This window comes from Bacillus infantis (assembly GCF_050107595.1).
Taxonomy (GTDB): domain Bacteria; phylum Bacillota; class Bacilli; order Bacillales; family Cytobacillaceae; genus Bacillus_AB; species Bacillus_AB infantis_C.
In genome coordinates, this window is record NZ_JBNILH010000017.1 from 21,065 (window position 1) to 38,774 (window position 17,710).

Here is a 17,710-nt window from a genome sequence, read left to right on the forward strand (position 1 = left end):
TGCTAATTCCCATACCAATATTTATTCGCTGCAATCTGTGAATTATGCTGAGAGTGCCAATAGTCGATGGAGTAAGAATAGTCATAGTTCATGATGCAGCGGATCCCGCTCCCCTGTGCATCATGGCCGAGACCGAAATTATGGGAGAACTCATGCTGCGCTGCCTTGGCTGTATTGGCAGTCCCCTGGTCCAGATTCACACTGATGGCACTTCCTGATGGCGCTGCCTGGTACACATAAGCGATACCGCCTGCATCAAAAGCAGAGTCTCTTGTAAAACCGGCTACGAAATCATAGCCTCTCCCATCCCAGTCCCTTTGCAGATCGCTGAGAATCTGTGAACTGTTCGATCCCTGTGAACTCCAGCTTGCGACCGCCTGAACAACAAAGTCCACGCCATGGTCCCTGTTAAAAGCATTGTCAGCGGTTTCAATAATATTTTGGATCCGGGTCTGCCAATCGCTATAGGCGCTCCGGTACTCTTCATCTGCCACAGCAAGGACTGTCACCTTCCGGGCGCCCGTATCCTGAGGCGAGGCTTTTCCATCCTGTGTATTTTTGTCTGCTTTCATAATTCCAGTCACAGTGCCCTTTTCATTAAGGATACTGACTGATGTATCTCTTTCCACAATGGCTTCTTCTTCAAGATCCTTGAAATCCGCTGCTTTCGGCAAGGAATCTCCAATGTATTGTAAGGCATCTGTCGGATGCTCATGATGGTGCTCCCCGGCCCCGGCATAAGCACTTGAGCTGATTACAAGGGTGCTGAGCAATGATAATGATAAGACCTTCAACTGTTTTTTCATAGATATACCTCCTTGAATTTTTATTCAAAGGAGGTATTCTTCTATTTCTTCCAGTTTCCCTTCAATATTGAATTGGGAAAGCTATCTTGGGACAATGGAAAGAAATCCTTCAGGTTTATAGCTGAGAGAATCGGTTTTCGAAAAAAAGTGAAGCAAAAAATAATAGGATTTTACTGATTTTGTGAAAGGTGTCATTAAAAAGTTGGGAAAACCTCTTTTTTTGAAGCTCTTCTGGTCTAAAATAAATTACTTGAGATAAAAAAGGAGGACTTTTTCACTAAAATTAAAAATAGGCCTGCGGAAGGATGAATTCTTCCTTCCACAGACCTCTTTCTTAAAATGCCGTCCAACCTGCATCACCAGTAATGACAGTCCCATTCACAAAGCTGGAATCTTCTGATGCCAGGAACAGGGCAATTTTAGCGATATCCTCTGGCTTGCCTACACGCGGATTGACAGCAAGTCCAGGCTGAATCCGGCCCATTCCGAATGGATTGACATTGGTCATGGAGCTGCTGATATTGGTTTCAACGCCGCCCGGTGCGATCGCATTGCAGCGGATTCCTTCATTCGCATACATAAAGCCTGTATTTTTTGTGAAGCCTATGACTGCATGCTTGGAGGCAGTATAGGCTGCACCTGCCCTCGCTCCCTGCAGGCCGCCTGCTGAAGCTACATTGATGATGACGCCTGACTTGTTCTCCAAAAAGACCTGGAGGGCCTTTCTCGTTGCCCGCATCACACTTGTCGTGTTAATGGCAAAAACCCTTTCCCAATTCTCATCTGTAATATCGCCTGCCGGTTCGAAATTATCCATGATCCCGGCGTTATTCACGAGAATATCCAATGTACCGTAAGCCTCGACCGCCTTGTCGATCAGCTGCTGAATATCTTCTTCATTCGCCACATTCGCTTTAACAGCGAAAGCTTCCCCGCCTGCAGACTTGATTTCTTCCACTGTCTGCCTGGCAGCTTCTTCATTTATATCAGATACGACAACCTTTGCTCCTTCTTTTGCATACAGGACGCTGATCGCCTTTCCCATTCCTGATGCTGCGCCTGTTACAACTGCTGTTTTGTTTTGAAGTCTCATATCCATTCCTCCAAATGATAGAATGTATCCTATTTAATGAACAGCTGTTTACTAACGAACTGCTACTTATAGTATAATTTTACTTAAGGAAGCTGTTCAATCAGCAAAAGAGAGGAAGAATGTCTGTTAATGAACAAAGGAATACAAGCCTGTTGAATTACCAGACTTATTGAACAAGGGAGGCCTTTTATGTCTATTAAAGATGATTATACTGACAGAAGAATACTCCGTTCCAAGCGGGCACTGAAGGAAGCGCTCGTCAGCCTGATGAAGGAGAAGGATTTCAAGGATATATCAATCACTGAAATCGTTAATCATGCAGACCTGAACAGAGGGACATTTTATAAGCATTATCAGTATAAAGAGGATCTGCTGCAGGAGATGATTGATGAGGTGATCGCCGATCTGATTGAATCTTTCAGAGAGCCTTATAAAGGTATGGAAGTGCTCGAAGTCAATAAGCTCACTACATCAGCCATCAAGGTATTCGACCATGTGAGCAGATTTTCAGGTTTTTATTCGCTGATAGTCCAGTCGAACACTATGGCAGGCTTTCAAGCCCAGTTTTGCCTTGTCCTTAAGGACCTCGCCTTGAATGATTTGGATAATCCCTTTCCGGTTCCGCAGATCAATCGTGAAATGCAGGCCAGCTACCAGGCATATGCCATCCTAGGCATGATCGTTGAATGGGTCAATGGCGGATTCAAGTACAGCCCATCCTATATGGCCCAGCAGCTGCTAGAAATTATGAGGCACAGGCAGTCGGATTCAATTGTGAAGCCTTTGAATGAGACAAGGTGAAAACTTCAATAAAAATGGCTGCCCCCTATAAATGGGTAATGCAGCCAAAATACAAATTCGCTAATGATTCTTGATTTTCTTGCTTTTCTTCGGCAAAATCCTGAATTGATACAATCCAAACAGTATTGTTAGTCCCATAAGAGCGTAAAAGCCGTATTCAGCTGGAATCGTAACATAAACAACCAGCAATAGCAGGACAAAAACAAGATATCCTAAATAATACTTTTTATAAAAGGTCATGAATCCGGCCTCCTTTAGGATATTTTACCATAAAATTGACAAATCCATCATCATAATGAGTGGTGACATTCTCTATTCAGAAAAAAACATTGAACCCGTCAATGAATCCTCTCCTTCACTTTTAATGATGTCCCTCATGACTGCCGGAAGGCGCCTCCCCTTCTTTCATCAGCTCCTCCAGCTCGGCTTCTGTAAGTTCCCCAACAACAAACTGCTTTTGCGGCATGATGAGCGAGCCGGCGCTGCTTGCGTGCACTTTAATTGTGTAGACCCCATCTTGTTCAAACTTTTTGGCAAGCTGATAAACTCCTTCTCCTTCGTCAGCCGCTTCTTCCATTGGATAATGGACAGTCCCGTCCCGCTTCCAGATTTCGAAATGGACATAATCTGCACCAGCCACTTTCTTGCCGTTTTGGGTGAGCACTGCCCGGATGGGGACATTTTCACCGGCAGCAAATGATTCAGGCAGGATAATTTCTGCCTGTAGCGGCTGCTCTATTTTATACAATTCCTCCGCATTTTCATCAAGGGAGCAGCCGCCAAGCAGCACTCCCATTACGATTAAAAATAAAACTCTTTTCACATTAAGACTCCCTTATGCATTCATGAATTTTTTGACAGCTGGAATCCGCCTGATGATGAGCCAGTCCACAAGCCAGACCACAATGAGCGACAGGCCGACAAGCGGAAAAATGATGCCCAGTGCAATCAATATAAGCAGGAACACCTTCATTTTTAATGCTGAAGGGCCTGCAGGGGCGCCCATTCCTTTTTTCGGCTTCCGCTTCAGCCAGAGATACAGACCGCTGGCGGCGACAAAAATGATGCCCAGACAAATGAACAGGCTTGTAAGCTGATTGATCAGTCCAAACTGGGTTCCTTTATGAAGGGTGATTCCCCAGGCAACCAGTTTACCGATAAAGCCGTAATTATCATAGCGATAATCGGCAAGCACTGCACCCGAGTACTGATCCAGATGGATGGTGGCTTCATCCTGGGCCTTTGCCGGAAAAGCAGAAAGTGTAATCACGCCTTCCTTCGTTGAAGGGAAAATAATTGTATAGCCCGGATCCATGCCTTCATATTGGGCAATCGTGACTGCATCATTGATGGAAAGCGGGATAAAGCCTTCCACTTCCGATTTTGGCACTTCCAGATTCTCGGCTGCCCACGGCACTTCTGCAATATCCTTCGTTTTTACTGCAGATTCAGGAGCACTGCCGGTCCAGACGGAAGGCGGATATCCATCCCCTGTGTTCGTGGCCCAGTTCTGGAAGTTCACTCCCCAGAAGCCTGACCAGGGCAGGCCGGTCATAATCAGGAAAAGCATTCCTGCTGTGACCCAAAATGCGGGCACCGCATGTAAATCTCTTCTGAAAACTCTTTTTCCTTTATTCAAACGGGGAAGCAGTACACCTGACCACCCTTTTCGTTTTCTCGGAAACCATAAATACAGGCCGGTCACGATCAGGACAACCGCCCAGCAGGCAGCCAATTCGACGATACGGTCGCCAATGGTGCCTGCCATCAGTTCACCATGGATCTCTTCAATTTTGTTCATGATCCGGTCATCATAGTTCAATGTCCCCAATGACTTTCCCGTATAAGGATCAATAAATACGGTAAGAGATTCTTCCCCATTCATGATGCTTACTTCACTGGACCGGGTGTCTTCCTCTCCAGGCCGGTATTTCGATATAAAAGCATCAGGATACAGACTCTTAACCTCTTCAAGCTGTTGTGAAGGAAGCATCCGCTCCCCATGCGGCTGGACTTCATAATATTCCTTGTAGATCACCTGCTCAATCTGCGGCTTGAACAGGTAGACCGATCCTGTCACTGCCAAAATGATCAGGAAAGGTGCAAAAATAATGCCGGCATAAAAATGCCATCTCCAAACCGTTTTATAGAGGGAGCCCTCCGGTTTTGTTTTATTTTCCATAGAGGCTGTAATCCTTTCATAATCAAATTCTATAAAACAATATAATGTGAAAATGTGAGGGATGAATGAAGTTTTTGCAAAAAATATTAATAAATTCAGCCAGCACAAAAAGAGCCTGCCACTGGCTGATCAGGGCAGGCGTCTTTCATTTCATCGGTTAAGTTAGTTAACTATCATTATCTTCCGCAGCATTTCTTGTACTTTTTCCCGCTTCCGCATGGACAAGGATCATTTCTGCCGACTTTAGCTTCAGTATTGGTGTCTCTATTGGCAGCCGGCAGCGGCTTTAACTGCTTTTTCTCCATGCTGCTCAGCTCCATGGAGGTATAGCCTTTTAGGAACCATTCCCTTGTGCCGTTCATCAGTTCCACCACTATGTCCATCAGTGCCTGCAGTTTCTCAACACTGTCGAATTTAAACATGCTTGTTAGGTATTTCATCAGATCTTCAGGTGTATCTCCTACCCGTGTAGCAAAAATACACTCTTCTGCCACCTGGTCTGCATCTTCTTTAGAAATTTCGAAATGCTGCGACAGGAATTGGACGAGCTGCATATAGCTTTTATTTCTTTCCACAAAACCAGGCTCACCAGCCGCCATTATCTGCTGTTTGGTGAAAGGATAATAGGATAGATTCTTCCTTGCCTGATGCTCATGGATCACTCGTCTAGCATCAAACACCCTTTTATTAGAATAGCCATCTTTACTGCTCTGAAATTCTGTGCGGTAAGAGTTAGCTTCGTCAATAATGCTCGTATAATCTTTTAGCTGTATAGGATGTTTTAAGTATTTTTCAAGGAACTCTGCAAGCTGAATAGCTGACAGGGTTCCGTAATAATACAGAAGCCCGCCTGTAAGCCTGATCCATTCTGTATTTTTGCTGACGGCAGATCTGATATGTATGCTGTTTTTTAATTCTATTACTTTTTCTACCAGTGCATCCGGTACAGCCAGAACTGGCTCCCCTTCAACAATACCGCTGTAAATAAGGCCAGTTCCGCGGAAGTATTCAATCTGCTGTGCTTCCAGACCTGGTGCCGGCATTATTCCGCCACTTTCGGCAATATCCAGCAGCAGCTTAAACCTTTCGCTGTCCCAGCTAAGAGGAATGCTTTCAAGGCTTTCAGCAATTTTCTCCTCGAGCAGGATGATCAGCTCAGCCTTTTTCAGGCTGCTCGCATTTTTTATGGCCAGGTTTCTTCTTATTTGATCAAGTTCACCCTTCGTGAAAGCACTCAGCCCGTCATTCAGTGTAAAAGGGACACTCAGTTCACTCCAGTGCTTTTTGAACTGCTTCACATCCTGGCTTTTCTTCAAATCTTTCAATCCGTCCTGTTTTTCAAGTACTGCATTTCCGCTCATGTATATGTACTCCTTTCTCTCTTATTTATTCAATCAATCATTGATTTCTCTTCTATGAATACATGTACATTTCCAATCTACTATTATACACATAAGAGCCGGCAGGGATAAAATGAATCAAAATAGAAAATAGTCCGTCAATAAGGATATCCCTTGATTTAGAGGGATATCAGGGATCATGCTGTCAAAAATTAACGTCTCCTATAGGCGGTAAGTAGAGAACGGTCCTCTTGTACCTGATTAAGGGAATCAGTGACAGGCTGAAAAAATAAGAGGAGAAACTCCCCCTATTTCAAAAAAACTCTAAAAATAGCCAAAATAAACGGAGAAATTCCGGCTATCAGATCAAAAAACAGGAAAATAGGTGACTTCGCTCTTCTTAACAGGAATTTCTACGCTTATTTACACCAACCCGTGCCATATCCAGCAGCCTAACCGGAAATTCTCCGCTTATTTTAATGCTATCTGTTTTGGGTCGATCTTCCATAATTTCGTTCCCAGGTTTGATGTATATTACATACTAACTTGCCGCGTTTGTGACATAAAAAAGGGTCTCCCCTCAATATAAGGAAAGACCACGTAACTTTTATAATTAAATACTTTAAAGACACTTAATATCCTTAATTAGATAAAAAAATATCTGCTTATTCCGTTTTCTGTGCAATTAGCATGTATAAAGATGCTGCTGGAAAGGATTTCTCAGTTACTTTAAATCCTGCTTCTATCATTTCACGCTCCATTCCTTCCATGGAAATTCTCGGCGCTTTCCCAGAACTTTTCTTTGGTTCAAGTTCCAGACATATTAGATAACCTTCTTTTTTCAGTACATTTTTCATTTGCTGTAATAGCGGTGCAAGCGGCTGAATTTCATGCAGGACCAGAGAAGCGATAATGATATCAATAGAACTGTCTGTTAAAGGAAGTGCCTCCATACTCCCCAGTACCGGGACAATATTTGTCACCTTTTCCTCCAAAGCTTTCTCACTTATGATTTCCAGCATAGCCGTGTCGATATCCAGCGCATATACGTTGCCCTTAATCCTTTTAGCTGCAGGGATGGAAAAATAACCGGTCCCAGCGCCAAAATCCAGCATGCTATCATTTTCCTTTAAAGGAATCATGTTCAGTAATTGTTCGGGAGATAATACCTTTCTTCGCTCGGGACTTTCCAAGTATGATACTTTTCCTTTATCGTGCTTGCCATGCGAGTGATGGATCATATAATTCCTCCTATTTTTGACTTTTATTTTTCCTGGCTATATCTCTCTTCTATAAGAGCTGCATTCACAGCAATGGCAGCCATACTGCCTTCCGCTGCCGCAATGATTAACTGGGAAGCACCGGCAATTCGCGTATCCCCGCAGGCATACAGCCCTTCTGTGTTCGTGCGCTGCCAACTGTCAGTTGTAATCCCTCCCTGCTCATTTAGTGTGTAGCCTAGTGAATCAAAAGAAGCAGCCTGTTTCCATTCCGAGGCAATAAACCCTCCTTCACGAAGCACTGTAGTTCCATCATCAAGCTGGATTTTTTCCAGCAGCCCCTCTTTTCCAATGAGTGAGGAAATCTTCTTTTCGTTAATACCGATGCCATTATTTTTGAGCAATGCTTTTTCTTCGAGCGAAAGGACTTTCCTGCCGTTCGTAAAAATAATTAAATCATTCGTCCAGTTAGACACCACTTTTGCCATATGAAACGCCGCCTGCTGCTTTTCAGCGATCACTGCCAGCGGCCGATCTCTTAATTCCCAGCCATCACAGTAAGGACAGCCGAACAGGCTCTTGCCATAGAACTCTTGCGCATTTGGAATATCCAGAAGAATTTCCTTGAATCCTGTTGCGATTATAATTTTTTTGGCACTATATACTTCACCGTTTTCTGTCTCTACTTGAAACAAGCTGTTTTCTTTATTTATACGATGCACCCTTTGCCGTTCAAGCCTCACGTTCGGGTACTTGCTTAATTCTCCTTGAGCAATCCTTTTGAATTCCTGCGGATGTATACCATCCCTTGTGATAAACCCGTGGGACTCAGAAGTTACTGCATTTCTCGGTTTGTTGTCATCAAACAGGATCGTTTTACGTCTTGATCTTCCCAGCACTAAAGCAGCATTCAACCCAGCCGGGCCTCCGCCAATCACCGCGCAGTCTAATACCATTTTGTTCACTCCCTCAATGAATTTAATATTTTCTTATTACCGTTGTGATTCTGCCTCTTTAGCGATATCGATTAGAAGCTTTGATGCCAGTTCACTTTTCATATTTTCCTCTGCCTGTCTCATGACGTTCTCAATCAAGCAGCCTTCATGGTGAGTGGAGCAATCGAATAAGCTAGTCTCTCCTTCAATCGCATGAATAACATCTAAAAAGGATATGTCATGTTTTGTTCTGGAAATTTTATAACCTCCCTTTGCACCAGGAGTTGATTCGATCAAGCCCGCTTTCGCAAGTTTGGTTAAAACCTTAGAAAGGTACGTCGGGGAAAGATGCTGCATTTCTGCTAATTCCTGTACTCCCACTGTGCCTTCCCCAGGCTCCAGCATTAGATGGACCATCGTATGAAGAGCATAGTTTGTCGCGTTTGAATATTTCATAATAACCTCCTTGTACAAAAAAGATATTAAAGACTCTTAATATCTGTAATTAAGTCGAGTCTATCACTTGAGGTAAAGGAAGTCAACGAGAGGTTTTAAAAAATCCTAAATTTAACCTGGTCATGTCTATAGTTGCCGGGCGCATTCTTTACTAACATGCCAGCTAACCATACATAAGTTCCATAAAGTGGTGAAAAATATAATCACTAATATTTCGAGGTGAATGAGATATGTGCTTCAAGGAAGGACTGACCCAGTCAGAAAAAGCGTACAATCAATTTACTGATACCAATTCACATTTTGCGGAGATTTTGCTGGAGGATTTCCTATTTACATGGCAGTGGTGGCTTGGTATTGGGCTCTTTATAATCCCATGGATACTTTGGTTTTTCCTAAGAAAAAGGGAAAGCACTGGACGTTTGCTTTTAGGCGGATTATTGACGATTATTTTGTCACTAACAATCGACCTCGCTGCTTTATCAACGGGGCTTTGGTCTTATCCGATGGTCATCATCCCTTTAGCTCCCTTTTTATTTTTACCCTATCACTTTTCTTTAGCACCTGTAGGAATTATGTTTACATTGCAGATTAAGCCAAATATGAATTCGTTTCTAAAAGGTGTGATTTTTTCTGCACTTGCTGCATTTGCAGGCATGAATCTTTTCAATGCCATTGACTTCTATAATCCTAAAAATTGGTCAACTTTGTACGACTTTTTTATTTTTCTTTTTCTATATTATGCTGCACACAGCATTATAAAACTGGATAGCTTTGAGAAGATAAAGAAAGAGTAATGAACTAAAACAGTTTCCTTTATTAGAAGAAGGAAAACAGCCTACCATTCAGCAAAATAAGACCGCTTGACAATAGTGATTGTCAATATGATATTTTCCTGCGAAAAAGGAAGACCAAATCATAAGCGATCTGGTCTGTTAATCAGTATGATATTTCGTATGTTTCTCCCCGAAACGGAACTACTTATACTGTTTGGGAGGCAATAATTTGCTGGTCTTCGCTATATCCTCTTGGCAGTTTGATGATAAAAGCTGTCCTCCCCGCGCTGCTTGCTGCATCAATTGTTCCTCCATGCAGCTCTACAATGCTCTTTGCAATGGCCAAACCAAGCCCCGAGCCTCCAGTAAAGTGAGAACGGGATTTTTCGACCCGGAAGAACCGTTCAAAAATATGAGGCAGGTCAGCCGCCGGGATGGCAGTTCCGTAATTGACAACCTGTATCTCGACAATATCGCCTGTGCCTCCTAAAATGATATCCAGATACTTTCCATCTTTGCCATACCGGACAGCGTTTTGGATCAGGTTCTCGAAGACCCGGATAAGCTTCCCGCCATCTCCGTGAACAATTGGATGTTCATCTTCCAGGAACTGCCGCCACTCCATTCCCGCGTCCTCCAGCTGCACACGGGATTGAACGGCGAGCTGATTCATCATTTCCTCCAGGTCGATCGGATGCTTTTCAAACAGGGCCTGCTGGTTCTGCATGTACGTATACTCGAAAATATCGTCTATCAGGGAGTGCAAACCAGCAGTCTTTTCAGTAATGACCTGGATATAATGGCGCAGCTCAACCTCATCCTTATAGCGGTCTTCATTGATTAAATTTAAATAGCCGATGATTGAAGTGAGCGGCGATCTTAGATCATGGGCCACATTGGTCACCAGTTCATTTTTCAGCTGCTCTGCTTTTCTTACTTCTCCAATAGCCTGCTCAGACTTAGTGAAGATAGCCTGGATCCCCTCAGCCAGCCTGCTGAATTCGCCGCTGCCGGATAATAGAGCAGGGCCCTCTTCAAAAGCCACCTGCTGAACTTCTTTTGTCAGCTTTCTCAAATAAAAGCTGAGATACCGTTTTCTTTCGTATAGGTAAAAAAGCAGCAGGAACCCTGCCATCAGGATTATATAAAAAACGAGAATCACAAATGACCTTCCGTAGGATAAAAGGAACAGCAGGCTTTCAGCAAATCTTGAATTGTCCTCTATATACCAGACAGCCGGCAATAGCAGGGCGGCAACAGCCAGTGAAAGGAAAAAAGAGAGGGTGATATACATCGCAATTTTCCATTTGGGAATAAACCTTAGAAGGCACTTCAGATTATCTCTCAATTTTGTACCCCACTCCCCATACCGTTCTAATGATTTTTTCGCCTGGTAAAGCTGCTTCAAGCTTTTCGCGCAGGTTGCTTATATGAACCATAACAGTTTTATTGGACCCCTCACCTGGTTCATTCCACACACTTTCAAATATTTCTTCAGAGGAAAAAACACGGCCCTGGTTTCTTGCCAGCAGATAGAAAATTTCAAATTCAATGGACGTCAGCTTAACGCTGTGCCCTTCAGCCAGCACAAGATGCTTTTGTTTATCAATCGCAAGGGGGCCGATTTGCAGAACGGCCTCTGCATTTTCCGGCTGGGTATAGTTTGCTCTCCTCAGCAAGGCCTTTACCCTTGCTGTGAGCTCCAGCGGATTGAATGGCTTGCTCATATAGTCATCGGCGCCGGTCATCAGGCCCACGATTTTGTCCATATCCTCTACCTTCGCACTCACCATCAGAATAGGCACCTGGCTGCATTTCCTTACCTGTGTGCAAAAAGACAGCCCGTCCATCTCAGGCATCATAATATCCAGAATGATCAAATCTGGCTGGCTTTTGCCGAAGCTGTTCAACGCCTCAACCCCATCTCCTGCTTTGCTGATCTCATAGCCTTCATTCTTTAAGTACACCTCAATCAGCTCTGCAATATGCTGATCATCATCAACAACCAATATTCTCGTCAATGACTGACTCTCCCCTCTTTTCATGCAGCTGAAACTGTTTCAGCAGACCGCCAATAAACTTCATTTTAAACAAGCTTTTCACTATGAAAAATCCAAATATAGCTCCTGCTGTATTTGCCAGCAGATCATTCACATCCGTGCTTCTGCCGCTTCCAAGCGTAACCCTGATCAGCAGCTGAACCAATTCAAAAGCAAGACTCAATGCAAAGCCGAGCTTTGCAGCGTCTTTATAGGAAGCTATTCTCCTGTTCAGGAACGGAAGGTACATCCCGAACGGCACAAGCATAAGAACATTCAGCATAAAAGTCGTTATATCAATTGTCAGCACAGGTATAAAGTTCACAGTCTGATACCACTTTGTCTGGTTCGCATACCTTCCTATATTGACATCTATCGGGAAAAATACAAGATGGATCACGCAAAGCAAGTATATTCCAAATGACAATAAAACAGCATATTGAGCAATGGTCACCTTCCTTTTTTGACGATTTCCCCAGACCGCCAGGACCAGGATCCCCAATAAAAAGAGCGGGCCCAGCACATACCATGATTCAATAGTGAACATAATCGATTTTTCCATTATCTTTCCTCCTATTTATTTGCTTAATTAAGAACCAGTATAGGAGGAAATAGTAAAGAATTTTTAAAGAAAGAATTAAGGATGACTAAATTATTTCAAAATACTATGGTTTAGTCTGCGGATTGCTTGTAAATAAAGAAAAGCCCCGCAAGTCTGCAGGACTTTTCAAAAATCAACTAATCCTTCAAGTTGTAGGGATGCCTGCATCCAGATGATTTATTCATTTTAATCCAGTACAGGTGTCTTCTTCCCCTCAGCCCAATCTTGAATAAACTCCTTCTGCCTTGGATTTAAATTTCCTGGCAGACCGCTCTTCTCAAAATACCGATGTTCCCTGCTTTCGTCTCCAGTCTGTTTTAAAGTCCCGCTGACTCTGCTGGTTTTAAATATAATCTGGACACTGAATACCCTGTCTTTATTAGGATATTCAACAAAGCACTTTTCCCCAGAGTAAATTCCGAACAGCTCCAGTTCGTGAACCTCCAGTCCTGTTTCTTCAAAGGTTTCTCTTTTAGCCGTCTGCTCAAATGTTTCTCCCAGCTCCATGACTCCGCCAGGTATGCACCAATTGTCCTCATCTGTGCGGTGCTGAAGCAGGATTCTACCCGCGTTTTCAATGATGATGCCGCAGCCAGCAGTGAACAGCGTTTCGTGTCCGATCCATTTTCGCATCGTTTTTATGTAATCCATTGTTCTAACCTCTTTTCTTTCTTGTAATAAAAGCAAAAAAGAACCTCTAATCTTATCATGATTAAAGGCTCCTGATGTATCTAGTTAACATAATATTTTTCTAGGAAACCAATTCCTTTTTCCTTAAGCCAAGCGTCTCGGCTGTCGAAGTCTGGATCTCATGGAAAAGTGCTGGGTTATTGGCTAATGAGACACCGAATGACGGAATCATTTCTTTAATTTTCGGCTGCCATTTCTGCATCTGCTCAGGGAAGCATTTCTCAAGCACTTCCAGCATAACCTGTACAGCAGTTGATGCACCCGGGGATGCTCCGAGCAATGCGGCAACCGAACCGTCTGATGCACTCACAACCTCAGTCCCGAATTGCAGCGTTCCTTTGCCGCCTGCTTCTGTGTCCTTGATGACCTGCACGCGCTGGCCGGCTACGACCGTATCCCAATCACCGCTCCTGGCATTCGGGATGAACTCGCGCAGCTCCTGGATCCGCTTCTCATGCGACAGCAGCACCTGCTCGATCAAATACTTGGTCAAAGGGAATTCCTTCATTCCCGCTGCCAGCATGGTAAAGACATTATTCGGTTTAACAGATCCGATTAAATCAAAATTAGAGCCTGTTTTCAGGAACTTAGGCGAGAAACCGGCAAAAGGCCCGAACAGCAGGGACTTCTTGTTATCGATATACCTTGTATCAAGATGCGGAACCGACATTGGCGGCGCTCCGACCTTTGCTTTCCCGTATACCTTGGCATGGTGCCTGGCAATGACCTCAGGGTTATTGCAGACAAGGAAGAGTCCGCTGACAGGGAAGCCCCCGATTCGCTTCGACTCAGGAATCCCGGTTTTCTGCAGCAGCGGCAGACTGCCGCCCCCGCCTCCGATGAAAACGAACTTGGCAGTATGGTGTTCCACAGTGCCGCTTTCAAGATTTTTCACCTTCACGTCCCATAAGCCCTGGCTGTTGCGTTTGATATCCTTTACCGTATGCTTGTAATTCATTTCTACATTTTGCTTCTTTAAATAGTCGAACAGCATCCTAGTCAAAGCACCGAAATTCACATCTGTACCGGAATCAATTTTTGTGGCGGCGATCGGTTCGTTTGATTTCCGGTCCTCCATAATAAGAGGAATCCATTCCTTTAATTTCTTGGGGTCGCTTGAGAATTCCATGCCCTGAAAAAGCGGGACACCTGAAAGCGCTTTAAATCGTTTTTGCAGGAATTCTACATTTTTCTCACCTTCCACAAGGCTCATATGCGGTATAGGCATGATGAATTCCTGAGGATTGCGGATAAGGTCCTTTTTGACTAAATAAGACCAAAACTGGCGTGACAGCTGGAATTGTTCGTTAATATTAATCGCTTTCTTTATATCAATAGAGCCATCCGGCTTCTCTGGCGTATAATTCAGCTCGCACAAGGCAGCATGGCCTGTACCCGCATTATTCCACTCATTAGAGCTTTCTTCCCCTGCACCCGCAAGCTTCTCAAAAACCTTGATCTCCCACTCAGGAGCAAGCTCCTTCAGAAAAGAACCCAATGTTGCACTCATGATCCCGGCACCAATTAAGATTACGTCTGTTGCTTTCTGTACGCTGCTCATAATACGTTCTTTGCCTCCTATATGTGAAAAAAGATTGTGCGCTATTTCACCTAGAAATTCACTCTTCCGTTTCAAATAAAACCCTTTCATATTCTATTATAATGATTTATTGGGTAATTTATCTACTATTATCTGATAATTATATATTATTTTTCGTTTGGGAAAAAGTGCAAAGGTTCACTTTATACTGGAAAAATCAAAAATTCTGTACTTTTTTCATTATATCAGGATTAGAATTTATGAAACATTATATTCCTATATTAAAATAAAAAGTAAGCGTTAACAAGTGTAGCATATCAATGCCCGGCATTTTTTTCAAAAACTGGCAGTTTAATCTTTTATATATTTGTGGGCGTGAAAATAAAAAAGCCTACTCAAAGAGAGTAAGCTTACCCGGAATAAACAGCCTCACATGTCCCTGCCTGAGGCTCATAATAACAATGATTCTTATATTGGCCGGCAAAAGGCTGGTCGTACCATGTCGGAGGACAAGGGGCATACGGATTAAAATACCAGAGAGCATATTTCCCCGGATGCTGTCTCCAATAATCAAGATTCTGCCTGGCTAATCTTCTCTCCACTTCTCTTGCCCTTTGATAAAACACATTCCCCTTTTGGACAGCTTCAAAAGAATAATTTCCGCCCTGCACCTGATAAATGACATCCCGTACGGATCTCAATTCCTTAAAATCCAAACAATTGGCTAAAAGACGGTTCACAATTACATTCCCCACATACAGCATCCCTTGCTTGCCTTCCCCTTCAGCCTCTGCCCGCATCATCCTGGCCATCAGGTCCACGTCAGCACTTCGGTAATTCACTCGTGGCATATTTCTCACCTCCATGACAGTGTATGATGTGATGGCCTGTTTGAATGTTAGTGTTTGTGGAATGAGAATGTCCTTTTTATTGATACGAAAAAAAGCGAACAGCCGCCAAAAGCTGTTCGCTTCAAATATTATCCCCAAATCTCCTTAGAAATATCTACAATATACTTCAGCTTCGCCCACTGCTCTTCCTCTGTCAGAATATTTCCGTGATGGGTAGAGGCAAAGCCGCATTGCGGACTGATGCATAATTGCTCCAGCGGCAGATATTTGGTTGCTTCTTCTATACGTGCTTTAATGTTCTCCTTGTCTTCCAAAGTACCATGCTTGGACGTGAATACACCCAGCACCACCAACGGGCCGCCATTTGGAACGAACTCCAGAGGGCCGAAATCGCCGGAACGGTCATCATCATATTCCAGGAAGAATCCGTTCACCTTCTCTTTTGCAAACAATACAGGCGCAATCTTGGCATAGCTGCCTTCGAATGCCCATTTAGAGCGGTAGTTCCCGCGGCAAAGGTGAGTGGTTACAGTCAAATCCTCCGGCTTTTCCTCCAGCACACCGTTCACAACTCTTAATGCCAGGCTGATTAATTCCTCACGTGAATAGCCGCTGTCATTGAAAGGAATCTCCGGTGCATTCAGGCCGGCGATGTATACATCATCAAATTGAAGGTAGCGGCAGCCTGCATCATAGAATGCTTTGATGGCATCCTTGTAAGTCTGGATAATATCATTCGCATATTCTTCAACGTCCGGATAGATTTCGAGATTGCGAATGCCAGCGTTAAACAGCTGGTTCGGACTCGGGATGGTCTGCTTTGCAACCGCACGTTCACCGACAATTTCTTTAAATTCGATAAAGTCTTTAATATGCGGGTGATTCTGATTGAAAGATACTTTACCAACTACACGTACATCATATCTTTCCGTTTCTTCCCCTTTGAAGGCAAAGCCATGATCCGGCACATATCCCTCTACCCCATTCAAATGCTCAAGGAAATCTGTATGCCAGAACCTGCGGCGGAATTCCCCATCGGTGACAGCCTGAAGGCCAACCTCAATTTGCTTGTCCACAATCTTTTTAATTTCTTCTGTTTCGATGGCATGAAGCTCCTGAGCTGTAATTGTACCCTCCTGGAATTCCTTCCTGCTCTTATGGATCCTCTCCGGACGCAATAAGCTTCCTACATGATCTGCTCTAAATGGAGCTTTAACAAGTGTTTTAGTCATAGTGAACTCCCTCTCCCCAATATTCAAAGGCTCTTATCTTAAAAAAAATGCTGCCCTGGAAGTTGGCTTGTTTTAATTAAAGTAAGTGTAGCACAGGGAAATTCTTATAACGTAACACAATGTCGCTATGCCTTGTTATAGCTTTAAACTATAACCCGCCCAGCTCTTCTTTTATGCTTTCCTTCAAATACTGGATATAGATATTGGCAAGCGGGCTGTTTGTCACATTTTTATGAGTGATATAACCCACATTAATTTTCTCATCCACCTTTAATGGAATGGCTATGATATCCTTGCTGTTTAATTTATGGCTGATCACACCAGTTGAAATGGTATAGCCATCCAGCCCGATCAGCAGATTAAACAGGGTGGCCCGATCCGTCACCCGGATATTCTTCGGCCTGGAAAGGGTGCTGAGAATCTCCTCGGAAAAATAGAAGGAATTATAATCTCCCTGCTCATAAGAGAGATATGGATACGGATCCAAATCTGGTAAAGTGACATAATCCTTTTCCGCAAGAGGATTTGTGGAGCTGATAAATATATGGGGGTCTGCCTCAAACAGCTCATGAAACTCCAGGCTTCCTTCCCTCAAAAACTTATAAATGACATTTCTATTAAATTCATTCACATACAAAATCCCGATCTCACTGCGCAGATTTTTCACATCATCAATGATTTCATAGGTTTTCGTTTCCCGCAGACTGAATTCGTATTCCTCCGGATCATATTCCTTCAACAGACGTACAAACGCACTTACTGCAAATGCATAATGCTGGGCAGAAACAGAAAAATGCTGCTGCGGGGACCGTGCATTCGTATAACGATTTTCAAGAAGCTCCGCCTGCTCAACCACCTGCCTGGCATAGCCAAGAAACTCCGACCCTTCAGGAGTGATCAAAATCCCTTTATTGGACCGAGAAAAAATCGTGATCCCAACTTCCTCCTCCAGCTCTTTCAGTGCATTCGAAAGGCTGGGCTGGCTGATAAACAGCCTTTGTGCCGCTTTGTTGATCGAGCGGCTTCTGGCTACTTCGATTACGTATTTTAGCTGTTGTAGTGTCATGGTTACATCCTTTACGAAGGGTTTTTCTGCTTCAAATCTGCTAAATATAATAAGCAGTGCACAATTCTCCATTATGTCCTGCTGG

The 17,710-nt window shown here is 43.6% G+C and carries 19 protein-coding genes; 2 read left to right on the forward strand and 17 right to left on the reverse strand.

Annotated features, from left to right (window positions below; translation table 11 throughout):
- Positions 1 to 2 precede the first annotated feature (2 nt).
- Positions 3 to 806 carry a zinc-dependent metalloprotease gene (locus ACQCVH_RS24070; protein ID WP_426838164.1) on the reverse strand — a complete coding sequence of 268 codons (804 nt, stop codon included), beginning with the start codon at positions 804 to 806 and terminating at the stop codon, positions 3 to 5.
- Positions 807 to 1,140: 334 nt separating this feature from the next.
- A complete protein-coding gene (locus ACQCVH_RS24075) occupies positions 1,141 to 1,899 on the reverse strand; it encodes an SDR family oxidoreductase (RefSeq protein WP_426838165.1) in 759 nt (252 codons plus the stop codon).
- Between the two features lie 189 nt (positions 1,900 to 2,088).
- Here ACQCVH_RS24075 and ACQCVH_RS24080 point away from each other — a divergent pair, with 189 nt between their 5' ends.
- Entirely contained in the window at positions 2,089 to 2,700 is a 612-nt protein-coding gene (locus ACQCVH_RS24080; RefSeq protein ID WP_426838166.1) for a TetR/AcrR family transcriptional regulator, read from the forward strand.
- A gap of 60 nt (positions 2,701 to 2,760) precedes the next feature.
- On the opposite strand, the gene ACQCVH_RS24085 is transcribed toward ACQCVH_RS24080, so the two are convergent.
- The 7 genes from ACQCVH_RS24085 to ACQCVH_RS24115 all read right to left on the reverse strand — a co-directional run bounded on the left by ACQCVH_RS24085 (position 2,761) and on the right by ACQCVH_RS24115 (position 8,833).
- On the reverse strand, positions 2,761 to 2,940 hold the full coding sequence (locus tag ACQCVH_RS24085) for a hypothetical protein (RefSeq protein ID WP_426838167.1): 180 nt from the start codon (positions 2,938 to 2,940) through the stop codon (positions 2,761 to 2,763).
- 121 nt (positions 2,941 to 3,061) lie between these two features.
- Complete coding sequence (locus ACQCVH_RS24090; RefSeq protein WP_426838169.1) at positions 3,062 to 3,523, reverse strand: FixH family protein; 462 nt, start codon at positions 3,521 to 3,523, stop codon at positions 3,062 to 3,064.
- Between the two features lie 12 nt (positions 3,524 to 3,535).
- On the reverse strand, positions 3,536 to 4,882 hold the full coding sequence (locus ACQCVH_RS24095; protein WP_426838170.1) for a PepSY-associated TM helix domain-containing protein: 1,347 nt from the start codon (positions 4,880 to 4,882) through the stop codon (positions 3,536 to 3,538).
- 176 nt (positions 4,883 to 5,058) lie between these two features.
- The gene (locus tag ACQCVH_RS24100) at positions 5,059 to 6,243 is read right to left on the reverse strand and encodes a YecA family protein (RefSeq protein ID WP_426838172.1); all 1,185 of its coding nucleotides are present in this window, start codon (positions 6,241 to 6,243) and stop codon (positions 5,059 to 5,061) included.
- A 644-nt stretch (positions 6,244 to 6,887) separates the two neighbouring features.
- Complete coding sequence (locus tag ACQCVH_RS24105; RefSeq protein ID WP_426838174.1) at positions 6,888 to 7,463, reverse strand: class I SAM-dependent methyltransferase; 576 nt, start codon at positions 7,461 to 7,463, stop codon at positions 6,888 to 6,890.
- A gap of 23 nt (positions 7,464 to 7,486) precedes the next feature.
- On the reverse strand, positions 7,487 to 8,398 hold the full coding sequence (locus ACQCVH_RS24110) for an NAD(P)/FAD-dependent oxidoreductase (protein ID WP_426838175.1): 912 nt from the start codon (positions 8,396 to 8,398) through the stop codon (positions 7,487 to 7,489).
- Between the two features lie 36 nt (positions 8,399 to 8,434).
- On the reverse strand, positions 8,435 to 8,833 hold the full coding sequence (locus tag ACQCVH_RS24115; RefSeq protein WP_426838176.1) for an RrF2 family transcriptional regulator: 399 nt from the start codon (positions 8,831 to 8,833) through the stop codon (positions 8,435 to 8,437).
- Between the two features lie 230 nt (positions 8,834 to 9,063).
- Between ACQCVH_RS24115 and ACQCVH_RS24120 the strand changes: the two genes are divergently transcribed.
- Positions 9,064 to 9,627: a CBO0543 family protein gene (locus tag ACQCVH_RS24120; RefSeq protein ID WP_426838178.1), complete on the forward strand. Its 564-nt coding sequence runs from the start codon at positions 9,064 to 9,066 to the stop codon at positions 9,625 to 9,627.
- 184 nt (positions 9,628 to 9,811) lie between these two features.
- On the opposite strand, the gene ACQCVH_RS24125 is transcribed toward ACQCVH_RS24120, so the two are convergent.
- The 8 genes from ACQCVH_RS24125 to ACQCVH_RS24160 form a co-directional block, all read right to left on the reverse strand.
- Positions 9,812 to 10,954 (reverse strand): sensor histidine kinase, encoded by a 1,143-nt coding sequence (locus ACQCVH_RS24125; protein WP_426838180.1) that lies wholly within the window; start codon positions 10,952 to 10,954, stop codon positions 9,812 to 9,814.
- Positions 10,944 to 11,627, reverse strand: coding sequence for a response regulator transcription factor (locus ACQCVH_RS24130; RefSeq protein ID WP_483964309.1), 684 nt, complete (start codon positions 11,625 to 11,627; stop codon positions 10,944 to 10,946). Before ACQCVH_RS24130 ends, ACQCVH_RS24125 begins: the two co-directional genes overlap by 11 nt.
- The gene (locus ACQCVH_RS24135) at positions 11,605 to 12,207 is read right to left on the reverse strand and encodes a VanZ family protein (protein WP_426838182.1); all 603 of its coding nucleotides are present in this window, start codon (positions 12,205 to 12,207) and stop codon (positions 11,605 to 11,607) included. Before ACQCVH_RS24135 ends, ACQCVH_RS24130 begins: the two co-directional genes overlap by 23 nt.
- Before the next feature lie 225 nt (positions 12,208 to 12,432).
- Entirely contained in the window at positions 12,433 to 12,897 is a 465-nt protein-coding gene (locus tag ACQCVH_RS24140) for an NUDIX hydrolase (protein WP_426838183.1), read from the reverse strand.
- Positions 12,898 to 12,997: 100 nt separating this feature from the next.
- Positions 12,998 to 14,587 carry a malate:quinone oxidoreductase gene (locus ACQCVH_RS24145; RefSeq protein WP_426838184.1) on the reverse strand — a complete coding sequence of 530 codons (1,590 nt, stop codon included), beginning with the start codon at positions 14,585 to 14,587 and terminating at the stop codon, positions 12,998 to 13,000.
- Between the two features lie 299 nt (positions 14,588 to 14,886).
- Entirely contained in the window at positions 14,887 to 15,327 is a 441-nt protein-coding gene (locus ACQCVH_RS24150) for a cell wall hydrolase (RefSeq protein WP_426838185.1), read from the reverse strand.
- 128 nt (positions 15,328 to 15,455) lie between these two features.
- Positions 15,456 to 16,559 carry a 5-methyltetrahydropteroyltriglutamate--homocysteine S-methyltransferase gene (locus ACQCVH_RS24155; protein ID WP_426838187.1) on the reverse strand — a complete coding sequence of 368 codons (1,104 nt, stop codon included), beginning with the start codon at positions 16,557 to 16,559 and terminating at the stop codon, positions 15,456 to 15,458.
- A 148-nt stretch (positions 16,560 to 16,707) separates the two neighbouring features.
- Positions 16,708 to 17,625 carry a LysR family transcriptional regulator gene (locus ACQCVH_RS24160; protein ID WP_426838188.1) on the reverse strand — a complete coding sequence of 306 codons (918 nt, stop codon included), beginning with the start codon at positions 17,623 to 17,625 and terminating at the stop codon, positions 16,708 to 16,710.
- Between the last annotated feature and the right edge of the window lie 85 nt (positions 17,626 to 17,710).